Source organism: Pseudonocardia kujensis, from assembly GCF_021283305.1.
GTDB lineage: Bacteria > Actinomycetota > Actinomycetes > Mycobacteriales > Pseudonocardiaceae > Pseudonocardia > Pseudonocardia kujensis.
This window is the reverse complement of sequence record NZ_JAJSOK010000074.1, coordinates 1-17817: the sequence shown is the minus strand read 5'-3', so window position 1 is coordinate 17817 and position 17817 is coordinate 1. Positions and strand designations below refer to the sequence as shown.

Here is a 17817-nt window from a genome sequence, read left to right as displayed (position 1 = left end):
CGCGTCGACCTCCCCCGCCCGTTCCTCTTGCATGGAGCCCACAGCGCAGTAGCGGCTGGCCGGCACCTGCCATTCATGGACGTGGGGTCGCTCGACAGCCATCGGTGCGGAAGACCGGGCTCGTCTCAGGGGAAGATTGATGGACACGTCGGACTGCAACGAGCTGATGGACCCGGGCCCACCGATCGCGGCTTGGGTGCGCCACGCCCGCGCCGAGCTGGCACGGCTGGCTGCCGCCGTGGCGGAGGTGGAGACCGCGGTCGCTGCCGCGTTCGAGGCCCGGGCGGCGGTATCGCCGCACCGCTCGGGCGAGCTGTTGGCACACGCGGCTGAGGCGCGGCGGTATGCCGCGCATGAGCGTCGGGTCGTCGCGCGCTACCGACGGCAGACGTGAACCGGCCTGGATCTGGCGGAGGCGCTGAGCTGGCAAGGAGACTGACGAGGTGCCTGCCCCCGAGGAAGTACGACCCGGAGACGATGGCCCGGGCGGTCGACCGGCTGCCCGCCATCCGTCTGGTCGCCGGGATCGTGCCCGGTGTCTTCGCCGGGACGGTGCTCACCCAGGCAGGCAACACCCTGCCTCTGCCCGAGCTCCCCATCGACCCGGTGCTCGGCGCCGGCTCCCCGGCGCTCGCCGAGGTGATCGATCGGCTGGCCGTCGGCGACCGGTACGCGACCTTCCTGTACCCCGCCCGGGATGCCGAGGCCGGCGCACTGCTGCGGGTCACCGCTCTCGACGTCAGCGACGCGACCGCCGACCATCTGCGCGCCGCCGTCCTGCTCTCCCCGGAGCCGGATCTGCACGGCCTGTCCCGCCACGACCTGCAGGTCCTCGGCCTGATCGCGGCGGGCTGGGAGGACGACGAGCGCATCGCCGCCGCCCTGGACAGCACCACCGAGGACGTCGCCGAATCCGCCCGGCGGAGCATGCGGCTGCTGGGCACCCCGTCGCGGACCGGGCTCGCCGTCCGCGCGCTGCGCGAGGGGCTGTTCCTCCCGCCGCGCGCGCCCAGCGCGGCCGGGTGAACGGCCCCGAGCACGGAGGGGCTCGCCGCTCGGCGGGCTCTGAGTCGCCGTCCGCGAAGAGCGCGAGAAGCGGCGCCCGCCGGCTCGGGGCCGACCTGACGGGCCCCCTGTCGGTCACCTCCGGGTTCGTGAGAGGAGCCATCGCGGGGCTGGTGCTCCGCGCGGACGGCGGGAGCGAGGAGCTGCCGGGGCTGGGAGGCCATCCGCTGCTGCGCGCCGGCTCGCCGGCACTGGCCGTCGCCCGCGGTTGATCGAGGGCCGCACGGCAGACGAGATCACCCGCGCTCTGCTCCTCGCCCCACGCACCGGCGCCGCGCACTCCGGCACATCCTCGGCAAGCTGTCGTCCCCGACCCCGACCCTCGCCGCGCTCCGTGCGGAGCGGGACGGCTTCTACGTCCCGCCTCGGATCGGAACTCCACGCCCGCGGCCGAACCGGGCCTCGCACCATGACCCGAACGACTGGACCTGGCCACGACAGGGGTACGTCCATCAGCCGCGCCCCGTGCCTGTGCTTGGAGGCCACGACCACCCGCGCGTAGTCCGCTGATGTCCGCCGGTTTCCGCGCTCCCCCGGCCCCGGTTGTCGCTCTAGCCACTCGCCGTCCGCCGCGAGCCCCGCCCTCCTGACTGGCGGTGGGGAGGTCGGGATCGGCCCTGTGGACATGACCGTGGTCGAGCAGCGCTATCGCGCCGTGTTGGCCGTGGGGCGGGCCGAGCCGAAGGCGCTCGTGGCCGCAGCGTTCGGCGTCTCCCGACAGACCCTGCACACCGGCTGCGCCGCTACGCGGCCGACGGCTGCGACCGTCGAACTGCAGCCCGCCGCTGTAGCCGTTGCCCATGTCGATCGACCAGTCGCCCCCCGGACCCGCCTGTTCGGACTAGGGAGGTGGGCGGGCTGGTGGGCCCAGGACGAGTGGGTCTGGATCAACGAGCAGGCAGCACGTTCTGCTTCCGCGGGCGGGGCGCGGAAGGACCAGGCGCGGCGGCCCCGCGCCGTGACAGGGAGCGTTCAGGCGGGAGGTTGGGTGCCGAACAGCGAGACCTCCTTGGCCGGCGGTCTGCAGCTTTCGACGCGGCGCGAGCGCGACGGGCTGGTCGTGGTGGTGTTGGCCGGCGAGGTGGATCTGCGCAACTGCGCCGAGCTGGAGATGGTGGTGGCCCAGGAGGCCGCCGCCCCGGGCGTCGAGCGGGTGGTGGTGGACCTGACCGAGGTCGGGTTCCTGGCCGTGTGCGGGGTGCGGTGCCTGTCGCGCGCGCAGGCGAAGATCAGGCAGAACGCCGCCAGCATGCTGGTGGCGGTCTCGCCCCAGGCCAAGAGCCTGCGTCGGGAGCTGGAGCTGCTTGGCGATTTCGTCCTGCACGAGGCGGTGCCCGCCGGGCTCAGCCGCATGGGGTGAGGGCGAGCTTGCGTAACAGAGCGGCCCGGAGCAGCTGCTGGAGCTCGACGCGGGCGACCGGTCGGGCCATCGGTGAACTGGGCTGTGGGCCCGGTGGGCCCGTGCTGCGGCGCCGACTCATGCATGCCCGCCGGCGAGAGGGGCCGGAACGTAGAGGCCGTCTCGTTCTGCGCGGACCGCGGCGAGTGTCCTCGTCGGTGCCCCGAGCTTGCCGAGGACGTGTTCCAGATGGGCGGCCACGGTCCGTGGCGCCACCACCAGCGTGCGGGCGATCTCCTGGTTGGAGCACCCCTCGACCAGGAGGCCGAGCACTTCCAGTTCCCGTGGGGTGAGCCCGCGGAGCTCGGTCGCCGGTGACAGCAGGGCCAGACCGGTCAGCCTCGGGGGGGTGTCCTCGGGTGCGGCCAGGGCGGTCACGCGCACGTGTCCGCCGGGGGCGTGGGGGCCACCCATCGGCCAGAGGAACGAGGAGTAGACGTGCCCGTCGCCGATCCGTTCGCGGGCGGCGGCCAGGACGGGGGAGGACGGGGTCAGCAGCTCGTCCGCGGGAAGGCCCGGCAGCGCCTGGCAGCCTTCGTCCGTGCAGAGCACCACGCCGGCGGTGGCCCCACGTACCAGGCGTGCGGCGGTGAGTAGTGAACGCATCGGGTCGATGCCGTGCGCGAGCACCGGCCCGAGCCGTCCGAGCCTGCGGCGCAGGTGCGGGGACGGTGGGCGCCGGTCGCCGGAGAGCAGCGCGAGGAAGCCGACGTGCCGTCCCGATGGTGCGAAAAGGCCGAGGGCCAGCGCTTCGTGGATCCCGGACGGGATCAGGCACTCGGCCCAGGTCCGCAGTTCCTGGGCCGGGTAGGGCAGGTCCGAGGGGCTCAACGGCGGACGTGCCCGGTTGATGCCGGTCGTTTCGATGTCGCGCGCATTCAGCGGGCCGGAGAGGAACTCCACGGTCGGACGATCGAGGTCGACGCTGGCCAGGGAGTGGTAGCCGTGGCCCACCGGGTCGGCGAGCGCCAGCCACGCACCGTCGAACGGGACGAGCCGGCGGAGGACCTCGAGCATGGCCTGCGCGCGCTCGGAGGTGGTGGCGGACGAGGCGGCGGTCTCGGCCAGCAGCAGCTCACCGGCCCGGTGCGAGCACATGTGCCCTCCAAAGGAACTCAGGGGGCCTGGCCCGGCCATCACCGAAACGGCTGCTCGATGGGGGGAGGACACCGCTCGGGTAGTCGATCATCTGGTGGAAGCCGGCATGACTACCACCGGCGCAGTGACCCAAACCCGACGCCGTCGAGACGGCCCGGCGGGGCCGGGCCAGTGCGGTGGTCGTCTGGAGCCGGTCCCAGGAGCACCGCGCCCCCGTCGCAGGCGGCCGGCAGCGCACGGTGGACACCTGCTGCCAGCTCCAGATCCCCCTGGCCCCTAGAACGCGGTCACTCACGCCATGGGGCTGGGCCGACGACCTACACCACGCCCTGGGACACAACTCAAGCCCCGTCCGGGCTCAACTGAGCGTGATCATGACTGTGCCGTTAGCGTCGGAGGAATGACGTCTGCTCATCAGGGTGTCGACGTGCGGCGGCGGGCCGGTTGGCTGCCGGCCGATCAGGAGGACCTGGAGGCCTGGCTGACCGACCACCGCGAGCGGGTGGAGGCCAAGGGCACACGGGCGCCGCTGCACCCGGCGCTCCTCCGGTTCCGGGAGCTGATCGAACGCGACGCGGTCGTGCGCATGTATCTCGAGCGGATGATCGCCGAGGTGCCCCCGGGCAAGCAGTACCGCAAGCGACACCTGCACAGCGTCGACCAGCTGCTGCGTCTGGTCGACGCGGTGCTCACGATGGCGCCGGAGTTCGGCGACGCCAACGTCACCACGCCTCTGGGCGCGATCCTGGACTGGGCGATGGGCACGCCGTCGGGGTTCGCCGCCTTCCGCGACCCGCGGATCAACGCCGCGCTCAGGGACATCCTCGACGCGTGGTCGCAGTTCCTGTGCAGCCCCGAATCGCGCTACGTGCTCAACGACTCGGACACCGGCTGGAAGTGCACCGCCGCCCGGCGGGCGATCGGGATCGAGCAGTTCCGGCACGATCCGGGCGACGAGCACTGGGGCTTCGCCTCGTGGAACGACTTCTTCACCCGGCGCTTCCGCGACGGGCAGCGTCCCGTTGCCGCGCCGGACGACGACAAGGTGATCGTCAGCGCCTGTGAGGCGACCCCGTACAACATCGCCACCGACGTGCAGCGCCGCGACCAGTTCTGGGCCAAGAACGAGCCGTACTCGTTGCAGGACATGCTGGCCGACGACGACTCGGTCGAGCAGTTCGTCGGCGGCACCGTGTACCAGGCGTTCCTGAGTGCCACCGACTACCACCGCTGGCACAGCCCGGTGTCCGGCGCGATCGTGCGGGCCTTCGTCCAGCCCGGCACCTACTACTCCGAGGCCGACTCGCAAGGCGCTGACGCGGTCGAGCCGACCTACTCCCAGGGCTACCTCGCCCACGTGGCCACCCGTGCGGTCATCCTGATCGAGGCCGACGACCCGGTCATCGGACTGGTCGCGTTCGTCCCGATCGGCATGTCGGACGTGTCGTCGTGCCTGCTCGGCCCACACGTGCAGCCCGGCGCGCACGTGACGAAGGGCGACGAGCTCGGCTACTTCCAGTTCGGCGGCTCGACCTACTGCCTGATCTTCCGACCAGGAGTGATCGCCTACTTCGTCCTGGCCGCCCTGCCGCAACCGCACAACCCCGACGCAGCGGCGGTGCAGGTCTGCACGGAGCTCGCCACCGCCCACCCGGCCTGACGAGATCGACCTCCCTTCAGCCTCGCCAGTGACCTGCGCAGTGGGCCGAACGGTGAGGGCCGGGGCCCTGCCCCGATCGCGGGCCCCGGCCGGGACCTCCGCGATCCGCTCCCCAGCGATCACGCGGCCGCGTTCTGCACGGCGCAGGGGCAAGGATGCCCCTCCTACCGGTCATGTGATCCTCAGCCGTGCGTATCCGACGCCGCCCCTTGATCGTTCTGATCGACAGGGGCGGGCGCAGGCCGGCCTCTGTCGAAGGGTTATCGCCCGGGCCGGGACTCGCTCGACCTCGCACAGCCACCGCGGCTCGACTCCTGCAGGACGCGTTCTCGGCCCGGGCACCCGAGACACTGACCAGTCGGGCCGCGGCAGACCCGCGCATTGCGCTGAGAGTCGACCGGGCACGGGTCCCCGATGCCGCTGCTGGCCGGCTACCCACCCGCCGGATCGGGGAGCGCGCCCGGGCCCGGACGTGCTGCGAGCAGACGGGCGTGCTGCGGACGCTTCGCCGGCGCTGAGGAGGTTTCGGTGGGCGAGCACACAGCTGCCGGGTCGACCCGAGTCACATCGAGGCCCGCGGCCGCAGTGCCCATGCCCGGACACATGCGGCCGCTGGTCAGAGACTCAGCTGAGTCGATCGGATCTCCCCAGCTCACTTCTCCCGCGGAGGTTGCGGGAGGCGTGGCCCGAGACACTGGTACGGATGGCCGCGTTGACCCTGGTCGCGGCGACCAGGTACACCCGGGTGGGCGGTGGCCGCTCGGGCTGAGTGGAGGGCGATTGACGACCGAGTCGGACGACGTCGTGCAGCGAGTTCGCGAGGCTCAGGCGCGCGCGCTCGAGCTGAGAGGGAAGCTGGGTCAGCTCGCGCTGCAGCTCGCCGACGCCTATCGCGAAGCAGCCCGGCAGAACGACCGGCTGGCGACCAACCGGCCGCCTCCGACCCAGGCCGATCACCGGGTCGCTGCCAAAAGGTGGCGGGCTCTTGCCGAGACAGCATCCTCGACGGGCTGTACAGCGGAGGACACGGAAACAGCCAGGACCAGGACTCACCTGTGCCCCAGCTGTTCAGAACCGATGCCGTACGAGGTCTTGCTGGAGCTGGCGGTCGGCGCGGCGGCGGCGGCGGAATGCCCTCGATGCGGGGCAGGCGCCGTGCTCGCTCTGCTGCCCGCCGCCACCGGGAGAGCAACGGCGTCGGCCGATCCGGTGTCCGACGCGATCGCCGACGAGGACCTGCGGATCGCCCATGCCCTCAACGACGTCGTGGTGGCGAGGCTCTTCGCGGCAGAGCTGCGTATCAACAGCGCGCTCTGTCTGACGAGGGGCAAGGCCCACGAACGGCTCGTGGAAGCGATCCACGAGGTGGACGAGAGCATTGTCGCGATCCGCGACGTCGCCTTCGGCCTCGGAGGTACCCGCAAGCCGGGCCGGTAGCACCATCCTGCGCCCGGAGCTGCTCAGCGCGGCACCCGCCGGCAGCCGGACTGTTCGGTCGGGCGCTCGGCGTGGCCTGGCCCGGCACCGCCAGGGGATTGCGCGGGCGCCGCCAGGTAACCGGGATCTCGCGGCGATCTTGTGGTCACGCAGGTGGTCGGCACGGCTGGACTCGGCCATCGAGCACCCACGGCTCACGGTGCGCTGTCGGCGCTGTCGGGCGGACCGGAGCGCTGACGATGTGCGGCACGGAGGCCCGGGGACACGGACAAGGGGCCCGCAGTTCGAGGACCGAGGACCGCATCCCGGGCGGCCCGGCTGCGATGAGGTGGCGCCAGGCGCGACAGACCGTGGAGGAGCACAAGGACGAGGAGGAACCATGGACCTCACCACTCGCGCCGTGGTCGTCGGTGTCGACGGCTCGGACACGGCCCTCGCTGCAGTGCGGTGGGCGGCGGCCGAGGCCGAACGGCGAGGTGCGCCCCTGCGGATCGTTGCGGCGGTGGTATGGCGGACGTACCGTCCGCGCGTGCTGGCGCTCGCCGCCGAGTACGAGCGGCAGGTCCTCACCCGCGGCGCCGAGCAGGACCTGCAGGCCGCAGCCGAGGTGGCCCGGCAGGTCACGCCAGAGCTGGTGGTGACGACCGAGGTCCGCGGCGGCGGAGCCCCGGCAGTGCTCCGGGAGGAGTCGGGCACAGCCCTGTTGGTCGTCGTCGGCTCCCGCGGTCGCGGTGGCTTCCCCGGGCTGCTGCTCGGTTCGGTGGCCGTAGCGGTGGCCGCGCAGGCAGTGGCGCCGGTGGTCGTCGTCCGCGGCGAGGGCGCCTCGCCCGACGCGGCCGCCCCGATCGTGGTCGGGGTCGAGGACGGTCCGGACGGCAAGGCCGCACTCCGGTTCGCCTTCGACGAGGCTGCGCGCAGGCGCGCCCCCCTGGTCGCGGTGCGCGCCTGGGGCGATCCGGTCCACGATCTCTACCGGGTCAGCTTCGTCGACTGGAACGCGGTCGAGACCGGCGAGCGCCAGTTGCTCGACGAGTGCCTGGCGACTTGGCCCGCCGAGTACCCCGAGGTGTCTGTTGAGCGGATCCTGCTCCACGACACCCCGGCGGCCGCCCTGGTCGCGCGGTCACGCGGCGCCGGGCTGGTGGTCGTCGGGTCACGCGGGCGCGGCACGGTGCGCGGCGCGCTGCTGGGATCGGTGAGCCAGGCCGTACTGCACCACGCTGCTGCCCCGGTCGCCGTCGTGGGACCCGAGGCCGGCGGCCAACGGAGCAGTAGCCCACGAGAGAGGGATGAGGGACCGGCGGGCTGACCTGACCGTTCACCGGTCCAGTTCGGCCTCGGCTGCAGGTGACCACCGGCCCACGTGTCAGGCGTCCCGGCTCTCACTCTGGCCGGGTGGTCCGGCCAGCAGCGATGTGATGTCCCCACGGACCGTCGATCGGCTGCTGGCTGGGCTCGGCCTACTCGTCTGAACGGGCGCTTCCTGGTCGGCTGTGGGCGGGGAAGGGTGGCGGGTGGACGGCTGCCTCGTCGAGGAGGGCACCCATGACGCTCTACACCGACATCCCGACCCGCTCCGAGATCGACGCGCTCTGGCAGGTCGACGCGCCGGCCGCCGTCTCGATCTACCTGGAGACCGCGCCCGAGTCGGCGGGTGAGGCGGAGCGGATCGCCTACAAGAACGGGGTCCGGGAGGCGCTGGCCCAGCTGGGGGAGGTGGACAAGGAGGAGCACACGGCGCTGGAGGAGCAGCTCGCCGTGCTGGAGGACGAGGACGCCGAGGACTTCTGGCGCCACCAGGCCCGCAGCCTGGCCGTGTTCGCCACTGCGACCTCGCTGCGCAGCTTCCGGTTGCCGAACCGGCTCACCCCGGTCGCCGTCGGCGGGACCCGGTTCTTCGTCAAGCCGCTGTTGCGCGCGGTGACCTTCCCGCAGACCGCGTTCGTGCTGGCGCTGGCCCAGGGCTCGGTCCGGCTACTGGAGACCGTGCCGGACGCCGCCCCGCGCGAGGTGCGGGTGCCGGACATGCCCACCGACGTGGCCAGCGCGGTCGGCAAGTCGTCGATCAAGGACCGCGCACCGATCCGCCGGGTGCAGGGCGCGGAGGGGCAGAAGCTGCGGATGGCGCAGTTCTCCCGGCTGGTCGACGCCGCGCTGCGCACGGTGTTGCCCGGGCATGGCGTGCCGCTGGTCCTCGCCGCGACCGAGCCGCTCGACAGCATCTTCCGCGCCCACTGCCGGTATCCGGACCTGGTGCCGCACAGCGTGCCCGGCAACCCGGAGGGCCGCGGTGACGGGGAATTGGTCGCCGAGGCCCGCACGATCCTCGACGGCTGGTACGCCGACCGACTGGAGCAGGAGAAGCGGACCTTCGCCGACCGCTCCCAGCAGGGCCGCACGTCGACCGACGTCGCCGAGCTGGCCCGCTTCGCCACGCGCGGAGCCGTCGACACGCTCTTCGTCGACATCGACGCGCGCGTCCCCGGGGAGGTCGACGAGCTCGGCGAGGTGGCCTTTGCAGCCGCGGACACCGGCTACTCGGGCGGTGTCGTGGGCGAGATCGCCCGTCGCGCCTGGCTCTCCGGTGCCCGGCTGCTGGCCGTCCGGCACGAGGACGTGCCCGGGGGCGGGGACGTCGCCGGGGTGCTCCGGTACGCCCCGCCGGCCTGAGTGTCGGGCTGCATCGAGTCGTGGGGAGGAGCGCGATCGGCGACCGGAGCCCGGCAAGCGGAGGAAGCGGACGGCCCGGTCGCGGCGCTCGGACTTCAGCGGCAGGAGCGCCTGGCGCGGTACGAGGTCAACGTGTTGATCGACAACGGCGACGTGGTCGGCGCCCCGGTCGTCGTCGAGCGGAACCCCACCTACTTCAACCTGGCCGGCCGGCAGGACCACCGGGCCATGCTGGGGACGATGGTGACCGACTTCCGGCAGATCAAGCCGGGCGCACTGCATCGCGCCAACGGTGGCTTCCTCGTTCTGCATGCGCTCGACGTCATGCGCAGCCCCGTCGCGTGGGAGGGGTTGGAGCGCGCCCTGATGTCCGGCGAGGTGCGGATCGAGAACCCGGGCGAGCAGGTGGCGCCGACAGCGTGGCCGCGGCCGGAGCCGATTCCGCTCGACCTGAAGGTGATCCTCATCGGGCCGGCCGCACTGTACGACGTTCTGCATCAAGCCGATGTGGACTTCCCGGAGTTGTTCGGGGTGAAGGCGGAGTTCGCCCCGGACATGGACTGGAGCGAGGCGAATCTCGCGAGCTACTCCGCGTTCCTGAGTCGGATCGTCCAGGACCGCGATTTGCGCCACTTCGACCGCTCGGCCGTCGCCCGGATCGTGGAGCACGGAGCGCGGCTGCGTGATCACCAGCGGAAGCTGACCGCGCGCTTCCTCGATATCGCCAGGCTCGCGGTCGAGTCGGGCCATTGGGCGGGCGCGGCGGGGCACGATGTTGTGCTGGCAGAAGATGTGGATGTGGCGATCTCCAAGCAGGAGCAGCGGCGCAACCTGGTCGAGGAGCGGAGTCGAGAGGTCATCCTCGACGGAACCATCATGATCGACACCGAGGGCGCGCAGGTGGGGCAGGTCAACGGGCTGGCGGTGCTCGGCGTCGGGGACCACAGCTTCGGGCGGCCGACACGGGTGACCGCACGGGTCTCGGTCGGGCTGGGGACGGTGCAGAGCATCGAGCGGGAGATCGAGAAATCGGGTCCGATCCACTCGAAAGGATTCCTGATCCTGACCGGCTACCTGCAAGCGCAGTACGCGCAGCACTGGCCGCTCTCGTTGGGGGCGACGATCACCTTCGAGCAGTCCTACGGCGGCATCGACGGCGACTCGGCGTCGACGACCGAGCTCTACGCCTTGCTGTCGGCCCTCTCCGACCTGCCGCTGCACCAGGGGCTCGCCGTGACGGGCGCGGTGAACCAGCACGGCGAGGTGCAGGCGGTCGGGGGCGTGACACGCAAGATCGAAGGATTCTTCGATGTCTGCTGCGAACGGGGACTGACCGGCGGGCAAGGCGTGCTCGTGCCGACGTCGAACGTCAAGCACCTGATGCTGCGGGAGGAGGTGGTCGAGGCGGTCCGCGCCGGCCGGTTCCACGTCTGGGCGGTCAGCCACATCGACGAGGGGATCGAGTTGTTGACCGGGCGGCCGGCCGGCGAACGGGCTGCTGGGTACGTTCCTGGCGTCGGCCTTCGCCCGGTCCGACCTGCCGCCGGAACTCGAGACGAAGGTCCTCTTCGACCAGGTCGACTTCGTGACCAATCGCGAGCTGAGCAGCGTGCTCGGTGCGACCTCGGCGACACCGGAGCAGGTGGCGAGAGCGGTGGCGATCAACGAGGACGCCCGGCTACGCGCGTTGCAGGCGTCGTTCCTGCTCGTGGCGGGCATCTCGCTGTTGTCGGTCTTCCCGGCCGCGAGGCTGCCGAAGTACGTCCCGGGCGAGTTGTCAGCCGAGGACATCGTGAGTGAGGCGAACGGCTCCAGGACGCTCTAGCGCCCGGCTTCGGTTCTTGCCGATCCAGCAGATGAACCCCGCGGCGGTACAAGGACCGAGCATGTCGCGGCCACGCGTATCGACAGGCGCGGCGAGCCCAACCAGCAGGAGACGCCGGCGTATCGCCGGCGCGGTGCAGCCACGGCCGGGACAAAGGTCCCCAAGGGTCGACGACCGACGGCCTCGTTCCCGGCGACCCTCGGATGGAGCGAGGTACCGCCGGTCCGACGGACCGTGGAGGGCCAGAAGGACGAGGAGGAACCATGAGCGTCACCGCCCGCACCGCAGTCGTCGTCGGTGTCGACGGATCGGATACAGCGCTGTCGGCTGTCCGCTGGGCGGCCGCCGAGGCCGAGCAGCGAGGCGCACCCTTGCGGCTCGTCGCGGCCGTGGCCTGGAGGACGACCTATCATCCGCGCCTGCCGGCGCTCGCCGCCGAGCACGAGCGGCAGGCCCTCACCCGGGGCGCCGAGCAGGAGCTGCAGGCCGCAGCCGAGGTGGCCCGGCTGACCGCGCCGGAGCTCGCGGTCACGACCGAGGTCCTCGGCGGGCAGGCCTCGGCGGTGCTGCGCGACGAGTCCGCCACGGCCCAGTTGGTCGTCGTCGGTTCCCGCGGCCGTGGTGGCTTCACCGGGCTGCTGCTCGGGTCGGTCTCCATCGCCGTGGCCGCGCAAGCGGTCGCGCCGGTGGTCGTCGTCCGCGGCGAAACCGCCCCGCACGACTCGGCCGCCCCCATCGTCGTCGGGGTCGACGACAGCCCGCACGGCACGGCCGCGCTCGGGTTCGCCTTCGCCGAGGCCGCCCGCAAGCGGGCGCCCCTGGTCGCCATACGCGCCTGGGGCGACCCGGTCAACGACCCCTACCTCGCAGGCATCATCGACTGGAACGCGGTCGAGTCCGACGAGCGCCACGTGCTCGACGAGTGCCTCGCAGCTTGGACCGGCCGATACCCCGAGGTGACCGTCGAGCGGGTCGTGCTACGCGACCCCCCGGCCGCCGCCCTGGTGGCGCGGTCGCACAACGCCGGGCTGGTCGTCGTCGGGTCACGCGGGCGCGGCACGCTGCGCGGCGCGCTACTGGGATCGGTGAGCCAGGCCGTGCTGCCCCACGCCGCCGCCCCGGTCGCCATCGTGCGACCCGAGGCCGGCGACCGGCCGGAGCAGTAATTCAGGAGAAGTATCCCCCCCGAGGAACGAGCGCGATCAGCGCCTGTACGGCGTCGATGATCACGCCCTTCGCTGGGCACAAGTAGCGAGGCGGCTCGTCCACAGCCGACGCCTGCCGACGATGTCCCGCCCGATTTCGGGCCTGCAACGCCGGAAGCCGACGCCGCCGCCACGGCGAGCGGCCCGGCCGGCCGCGACGACCCGCTCGAGCTCACGGGTCCTCGGCCGGAGCATGCCGGGTCGCCCGACCCGACCCGAGCCAGGCCGCAGCCCAGCGGGCGTCCGGGTCGAGATCGACCAGCAGGCACTTGGCGAACAGTGTCAGCGGCACCGCCAGTACCGCCCCGGCCGGCCCCGTGAGCCACGCCCAGAACACCAGCGACACGAGCACGACCGTGACCGACAGATCAACTGCGTCACCGACGTAGTAGGGCTGCACCAGCGAGGTGAGGATGAAGTTCACCACCAGGAAAACCGCCAGTACGACGAGCAGCAGGGCCCGGGGCCCGCTGACGGAGAGGTGGAGCGGCTCGTCACCCGCTCCCGGCGGGCAGCGTGATCCCGGCAGGACGGACACTCCCCGGGTCCGCCACACCGTCGTCCTGCGCACCGCGTGCCGACCGTCGCCGGAGCCGGACGGACGCCGATCGTCGCAATTCCTGCGGGCCTCCGGCTCCGCCGGGGTATCGGGCGCGAACCGGGTAGGCGCGCCCGGGTGCCCGGGGAGGCTCCCGCACCTCCGGCGGCGAAGGGAGAGCCGTGATGCGGTCGGCGGCAGGCGTGACCAGGAACCGGGCGCGGTCCGGGGTCCTCGCGGACCGGGGCGGAGGTGGGCCGTGTCGGTGACGACCACGCGCCCGGCCGGCCCGCCGGTCGTCCGGCACCGGGGCGACTCGAACCTCGCCGACGTCGTCGATCTCATCCTGGACCGGGGCATGGTGATCGACGTGTTCGTGCGGGTCTCCCTGCTCGGGCTCGAGATTCTCACGCTCGACATCCGGATCGTCGTGGCGAGCGTCGACACGTTCCTGCAGTACGCGGAGGCGACCGACAGGCTGTACCTGTACGGCACGACGCGGGCGGAGCGTCTGCCCGCCGCCGCCGGCGCCGGACACTCAGCCGGACACGACGCCGAGGACGAGGGGTGAGCGCTATGGCCGACGAGGAGAGCCCGCCGACGCCGCGCCGTCGGCGGGGCGCCCGGGCGAGGTCCGCGGGTACCGAGGAGAAGGCCGCGCCGGCGGGGACCCGGACGGCCGCGGACGAGGAACCGGCCGACGACGGCGCCGGGGAGCAGGCCGCGGAGACCGCGAGCCAGGAGAAGACCGGTGAACCGGACGGCGCGGACCGGGAGGAGCGCACCGACGGGTCCGGGGGCGGCCGGCCGGGCGGGTCGATCGTCAGGGTGGCGCGCCGGGCGGCCGAGCACGTCGGCGTGCTGACCGGCCGGCACCCGGAGACCGTGGTCTCGGTCGAGCCGCGGGACGGCGACTGGTGCGTCGGGGTCGAGGTCGTCGAGACGCACCGCATCCCGGACTCGGCGGACATCCTGGCGATCTACGAGGTGCTCGTCCGGCCGGACGGCGACCTGTTGTCCTACCGGCGGGTCCGCCGCTACACGCGCGGTCAGGTGGACCGGCCGTGGCGGTGACCGCCGCGACGCCCTCCCGATCGGCGGGCCTGGTCACGCTGCGGGTACGGGGCGGGCACGGGCCGGTAACCTGATCGCGTGCGACTGGGTGTGCTCGACGTCGGCTCCAACACCGTCCACCTGCTCGTGGTGGACGCCCGGCGGGGCGGCCACCCGACTCCCGCGACCTCGCAGAAGGCCGAACTGCGGCTGGCGGAGCACCTGGAGCCCGACGGTTCGCTGAGCAGGTTCGGCGTCGACTCCCTGATCGCCGCCGTGCACACCGCGCGCGACTCCGCCACCGAACTGGGCTGCGACGACCTGCTGGCCTTCGCCACGTCCGCGCTGCGCGACGCCACGAACTCGGCCGCGGTCCTCGCGAAGGTGCGCGCCGACACCGGCGTCGCGCTCGAGGTGCTGCCCGGGGAGGACGAGGCGCGCTACACCTTCCTCGCCGTGCGCCGCTGGTACGGCTGGTCGGCCGGGCGGCTGCTGTGCCTGGACATCGGCGGGGGTTCGCTCGAGCTCGCGGCCGGCCGGGACGAGCACCCGGCCGCGGCCGCGTCGTTGCCGCTCGGGGCGGGCCGGCTGACCCGCGAGTGGTTCACCGGCGACCCGCCGTCGCGCCGGGAGATCGAGGCGCTCCGGGAGAAGGTCGACGCCGACCTCGCCCCGGTCGCGCGCGAGCTGCGCAGGCTGGGAGAGCCCGACCTCGTCGTCGGCACCTCGAAGACCTTCCGCTCGCTGGCCCGGCTGACGGGCGCGGCGCCGTCCGGCGCGGGCATGCGGGCCCGGCGGGTGCTGACCCACGCGGGCCTGCGCCAGCTCGGGTCGTTCATCAGCCGCATGTCGTCCGGCGACCTCGCCGAGCTGGAGGGCGTGAGCCCGAGCCGGGCGCACCAGCTCGTCGCGGGCGCGGTCGTCGCGGAGGGCGCGATGCGGGCCCTCAAGGTCACGGAACTCGACATCTGCCCCTGGGCGTTGCGTGAGGGAGTGATCCTCCGACGGCTCGACACCCTCGACGGGTCGACCAGGGACGACCGCTCGGCGCAGGACGCGCCCGCATCACTTGGACGCTTGACGTCGTAAGGGGCACGGTGTAGCGGATGAGTTCAGAGACCGACCAGCCGAGACAGCGCACGGTCGCCGAGCTGCTCGCCGAGAACGGCGGGACGGCGGCGGCCGGGCGGCGTCGACGGCGCCGGGAGGCCGACGACCCGGGCGCCGAGCCGGTCGGCGGTCCTCCCGCCGCGGAGGGCCCGGGCGTTCCCGGCCGGCACGGCGGCACGCCCGCGTGGCGCCCCGAACCGACCCCCGAGGCGGCTTCCGAGTCGTGGCGCGGCGGCGGTGCCCCGCCGTCGACCGGCCCCTGGGAGCGCGGGCGGCACGGCGGCCCGCGCCTCGAGCGCGAGACCGAGGACGAGTCCGGCGAGGAGCGCGGCGCCGGCGTCGGCCCGGGTGCCCCGGGTCCGGGTTCCGCACCGGGTGGTTTCGGACCTCGCGGCTTCGACCGGCCGACCGACGACGCCCCGCCGAACGGCTTCGTCCGCAACGGTGGCGCGCAGAACGGGTTCGGACCGGGGCCGCAGGCGGGGCCGCAGCGCCCCGGACCGACCGGCTTCGGCCCGACCGGCACCGGCCAGAACGGCACCGGCCAGAACGGGCCCGCGCAGCCGCGCGCCTGGCGCAACGGCATGGGCCGGAGCGGCGCCGCCCAGCACGGCGCCGGTCCGAACGGCACCGGTCCGAACGGCCCGAACGGCACGGCGCAGAACGGTGCGAGCGCCCTCCAGGACCGCCCGGGCGCCCCGGGGCAGAACGAGCCGTCGCCCGCCGGGCCGTTCGACCGCTTCCCCCACCGCCCGGAGCCGTCGGCCCCGGGCGCCCGGGCCGCCGCGCCGAGCAGCCCGCCCACGGAGGCCGTGCGCACGCCGGAGCGGTCCCCCTGGGCCCCGAACGGCCGGCCCGCCCGGCCGGGCGGGCCCGGCACCGAGCAGCTCGGCCGCGTCCGCGCGCCGCAGGACGAGCCGCTGACCGCCCCGTTCGGGTCGGTGTACGCCGGTCCGCCGACGCAGCTCGGCGGCCGCCCCGTCGACGAGGACGACGCGGGCCCGCCCACCCAGTTCGGGGCCCCGGCCCTCGACGACGACGAGGACGACGCCGGACCGCCGACCCAGCTGGGCGCGCCCGCGCTCGACGACGAGGACGACGAGGACGACGACACCTACCAGGCCCCGGCGGGCCTCGGCCGGCGCGCGCCCGTCGACGTCGAGGAGGACGAGGACGACGAGGAGGACGAGGGCACGCCGCAGGGCTGGGCCGTCGTCATCGGCCAGTGGATCGCGGGCGCCCTGGTCGGCGCCGCCGTGTGGGTCGGCTTCCGCTACCTGTGGTTCAACCTGCCGGTGGTCGCGCTGGCCGCCGCGGTGATCATCACGGTCGGCCTGGTGCTCGGCGTCCGCGCGCTGCTGCGCAACGACGACCTGCGCACCACCGCCTTCGCCGTGGGCGTGGGCCTGCTGTTGACCGTCTCGCCCGCGATCCTGGTACTCCTGGAACGGTGACCTCCCCGCCGGTCGCCCTGTCCACCGCCTCGGTCTACCCGGAGCCCGCCGCGGCGGCGTTCGAGCTGGCCGCCGAGCTGGGGTACGACGGCGTCGAGCTGATGGTCTGGACCGACCCGGTGTCGCAGGACGTGCGGGCCGTCGAGCGGCTCGCGGAGCGCCACGGGGTGCCGGTGATGGCCGTGCACGCGCCCTGCCTGGCCGTCACGCAGCGGGTGTGGGGCTCGGACCCGGTCACCCGGATCCGCCGGTCCGTGGCGGCGGCGGAGCGGTTGGGGGCGCGCACCGTCGTGCTGCACCCGCCCTTCCGCTGGCAGCGCCGCTACGCCGCGGTGTTCGCCGACGAGGTGGCCCGGGCGGGGGAGCGGGCGGGCGTGCGGCTCGCCGTCGAGAACATGTTCCCGGTGTCGCGGGGGCGGATCCGCACCGTGCCCTACGCGCCCGGCTTCGACCCGACGGACGTCGGTCACCGCCATTACACGCTCGATCTCTCGCACACGGCCGCGGCCGGGTCCGACGCGCTGGCGATGCTCGACCGGATGGGCGACGGGCTGGTCCACCTGCACCTCACGGACGGGTCCGGCGCCCCGCGCGACGAGCACCTGGTCCCCGGGCGCGGTACCCAGCCCTGCGCGGAGGTGTGCGAGCGGTTGGCGACGGGCCGGTTCGCGCGCGAGGGCGTGGTGGTCCTCGAAGTGAGCACCCGGCGCTGCCGGAACCGCGAGCAGCGCACGGCGCTGCTGGCCGAGGCCCTCGTCTACGCGCGCCTGCACCTGGGCGCGCCGGTCCCTCCGGTGCTGACCATCCCCGAGCAGGCGCCCCTGCCCGAGCCGGCGCCGCAGCGGTAGTCGCACGAGCGGCACGCCTCACACCGCCGGAGCCCGCGCGGCGTGATACGACCGTCTCATGGCTCCCACCGATGTGACCGTCGATCGGCCCTTCGCGGCGTCCACCGTGCTGACCGACGAGGGCGGGGGCCGCTTCACCGCGGAGCTCGGCACGCTCTTCTCGATCGGTGGCAAGGCCCACGGCGGCCTGCTGATGGTCCTGCTGACCAAGGCCGCGCTGGCCCGGCTCACCGCGGAGCACGGCGGCGACACCGAGCTCGATCCCGTGGTCGTCGGCACGGAGTTCCTGCGCGCCCCCGAGCTGGGCACCGTGGAGCTGGAGACCGACGTGCTGAAGCTGGGCCGGCAGGCGTCGGTCGCCGCGGCGCGGATGACCCAGAACGGTCGGCTGCTGTTGTCCGCCACGGTCACGGCGGGGGCACTGCCCGACGCCGAGCCGAGCTGGCTGGCGGAGT

18 protein-coding genes are annotated in these 17817 nt (G+C 73.4%); 16 read left to right on the top strand and 2 right to left on the bottom strand.

From position 1 onward, the window contains the following. Positions 1-139: 139 nt before the first annotated feature. The 4 genes from LWC35_RS32825 (at position 140) to LWC35_RS32815 (ending at position 2425) form a co-directional block, all read left to right on the top strand. Positions 140-394 (top strand): hypothetical protein, encoded by a 255-nt coding sequence (locus LWC35_RS32825; protein WP_232874376.1) that lies wholly within the window; start codon positions 140-142, stop codon positions 392-394. Between the two features lie 83 nt (positions 395-477). After that, the gene (locus tag LWC35_RS32820; RefSeq protein WP_232874375.1) at positions 478-1026 is read left to right on the top strand and encodes a helix-turn-helix transcriptional regulator; all 549 of its coding nucleotides are present in this window, start codon (positions 478-480) and stop codon (positions 1024-1026) included. Between the two features lie 128 nt (positions 1027-1154). After that, the gene (locus LWC35_RS39830; protein ID WP_269805210.1) at positions 1155-1277 is read left to right on the top strand and encodes a hypothetical protein; all 123 of its coding nucleotides are present in this window, start codon (positions 1155-1157) and stop codon (positions 1275-1277) included. Positions 1278-1690: 413 nt separating this feature from the next. After that, positions 1691-2425 carry an STAS domain-containing protein gene (locus LWC35_RS32815; protein WP_232874374.1) on the top strand — a complete coding sequence of 245 codons (735 nt, stop codon included), beginning with the start codon at positions 1691-1693 and terminating at the stop codon, positions 2423-2425. 117 nt (positions 2426-2542) lie between these two features. Here LWC35_RS32815 and LWC35_RS32810 read toward each other — a convergent pair whose 3' ends face one another. Continuing rightward, entirely contained in the window at positions 2543-3562 is a 1020-nt protein-coding gene (locus LWC35_RS32810; RefSeq protein ID WP_232874373.1) for a helix-turn-helix transcriptional regulator, read from the bottom strand. Between the two features lie 400 nt (positions 3563-3962). Here LWC35_RS32810 and LWC35_RS32805 point away from each other — a divergent pair, with 400 nt between their 5' ends. The 6 genes from LWC35_RS32805 (at position 3963) to LWC35_RS32780 (ending at position 12320) form a co-directional block, all read left to right on the top strand. Further along, positions 3963-5222, top strand: coding sequence for a phosphatidylserine decarboxylase family protein (locus tag LWC35_RS32805; RefSeq protein ID WP_232874372.1), 1260 nt, complete (start codon positions 3963-3965; stop codon positions 5220-5222). Positions 5223-6002: 780 nt separating this feature from the next. After that, positions 6003-6659, top strand: a complete 657-nt coding sequence (locus LWC35_RS32800) for a hypothetical protein (protein WP_232874371.1) — start codon at positions 6003-6005, stop codon at positions 6657-6659. Positions 6660-7038: 379 nt separating this feature from the next. Further along, positions 7039-7968: a universal stress protein gene (locus LWC35_RS32795; protein WP_232874370.1), complete on the top strand. Its 930-nt coding sequence runs from the start codon at positions 7039-7041 to the stop codon at positions 7966-7968. A gap of 236 nt (positions 7969-8204) precedes the next feature. Beyond that, the gene (locus tag LWC35_RS32790; RefSeq protein WP_232874369.1) at positions 8205-9329 is read left to right on the top strand and encodes a baeRF11 domain-containing protein; all 1125 of its coding nucleotides are present in this window, start codon (positions 8205-8207) and stop codon (positions 9327-9329) included. Positions 9330-9461: 132 nt separating this feature from the next. Beyond that, the gene (locus tag LWC35_RS40630) at positions 9462-11129 is read left to right on the top strand and encodes a Lon protease family protein (protein WP_232874368.1); all 1668 of its coding nucleotides are present in this window, start codon (positions 9462-9464) and stop codon (positions 11127-11129) included. Between the two features lie 288 nt (positions 11130-11417). Then, complete coding sequence (locus LWC35_RS32780) at positions 11418-12320, top strand: universal stress protein (protein WP_232874367.1); 903 nt, start codon at positions 11418-11420, stop codon at positions 12318-12320. A 211-nt stretch (positions 12321-12531) separates the two neighbouring features. Here the strand turns inward: LWC35_RS32780 and LWC35_RS32775 are convergent, their stop codons facing one another. Further along, the gene (locus tag LWC35_RS32775; protein WP_232874366.1) at positions 12532-12897 is read right to left on the bottom strand and encodes an AI-2E family transporter; all 366 of its coding nucleotides are present in this window, start codon (positions 12895-12897) and stop codon (positions 12532-12534) included. A 265-nt stretch (positions 12898-13162) separates the two neighbouring features. On the opposite strand from LWC35_RS32775, the gene gvpJ reads away from it, so the two are divergent. The 6 genes from gvpJ to LWC35_RS32745 all read left to right on the top strand — a co-directional run. Beyond that, entirely contained in the window at positions 13163-13468 is a 306-nt protein-coding gene (gene gvpJ / locus LWC35_RS32770; protein ID WP_372463143.1) for a gas vesicle protein GvpJ, read from the top strand. Positions 13469-13473: 5 nt separating this feature from the next. After that, positions 13474-13971, top strand: a complete 498-nt coding sequence (locus LWC35_RS32765; RefSeq protein ID WP_232874391.1) for a gas vesicle protein GvpO — start codon at positions 13474-13476, stop codon at positions 13969-13971. Positions 13972-14049: 78 nt separating this feature from the next. After that, positions 14050-15039 carry a Ppx/GppA family phosphatase gene (locus LWC35_RS32760; RefSeq protein WP_232874365.1) on the top strand — a complete coding sequence of 330 codons (990 nt, stop codon included), beginning with the start codon at positions 14050-14052 and terminating at the stop codon, positions 15037-15039. 17 nt (positions 15040-15056) lie between these two features. Next, entirely contained in the window at positions 15057-16514 is a 1458-nt protein-coding gene (locus LWC35_RS32755) for a Yip1 family protein (RefSeq protein ID WP_232874364.1), read from the top strand. Further along, positions 16511-17362, top strand: coding sequence for a sugar phosphate isomerase/epimerase family protein (locus tag LWC35_RS32750; protein ID WP_232874363.1), 852 nt, complete (start codon positions 16511-16513; stop codon positions 17360-17362). The genes LWC35_RS32755 and LWC35_RS32750 overlap by 4 nt, the downstream gene beginning before the upstream one ends. A gap of 58 nt (positions 17363-17420) precedes the next feature. After that, the coding region (locus LWC35_RS32745) for an acyl-CoA thioesterase domain-containing protein (RefSeq protein WP_232874362.1) at positions 17421-17817 on the top strand (397 nt) is incomplete at its 3' end.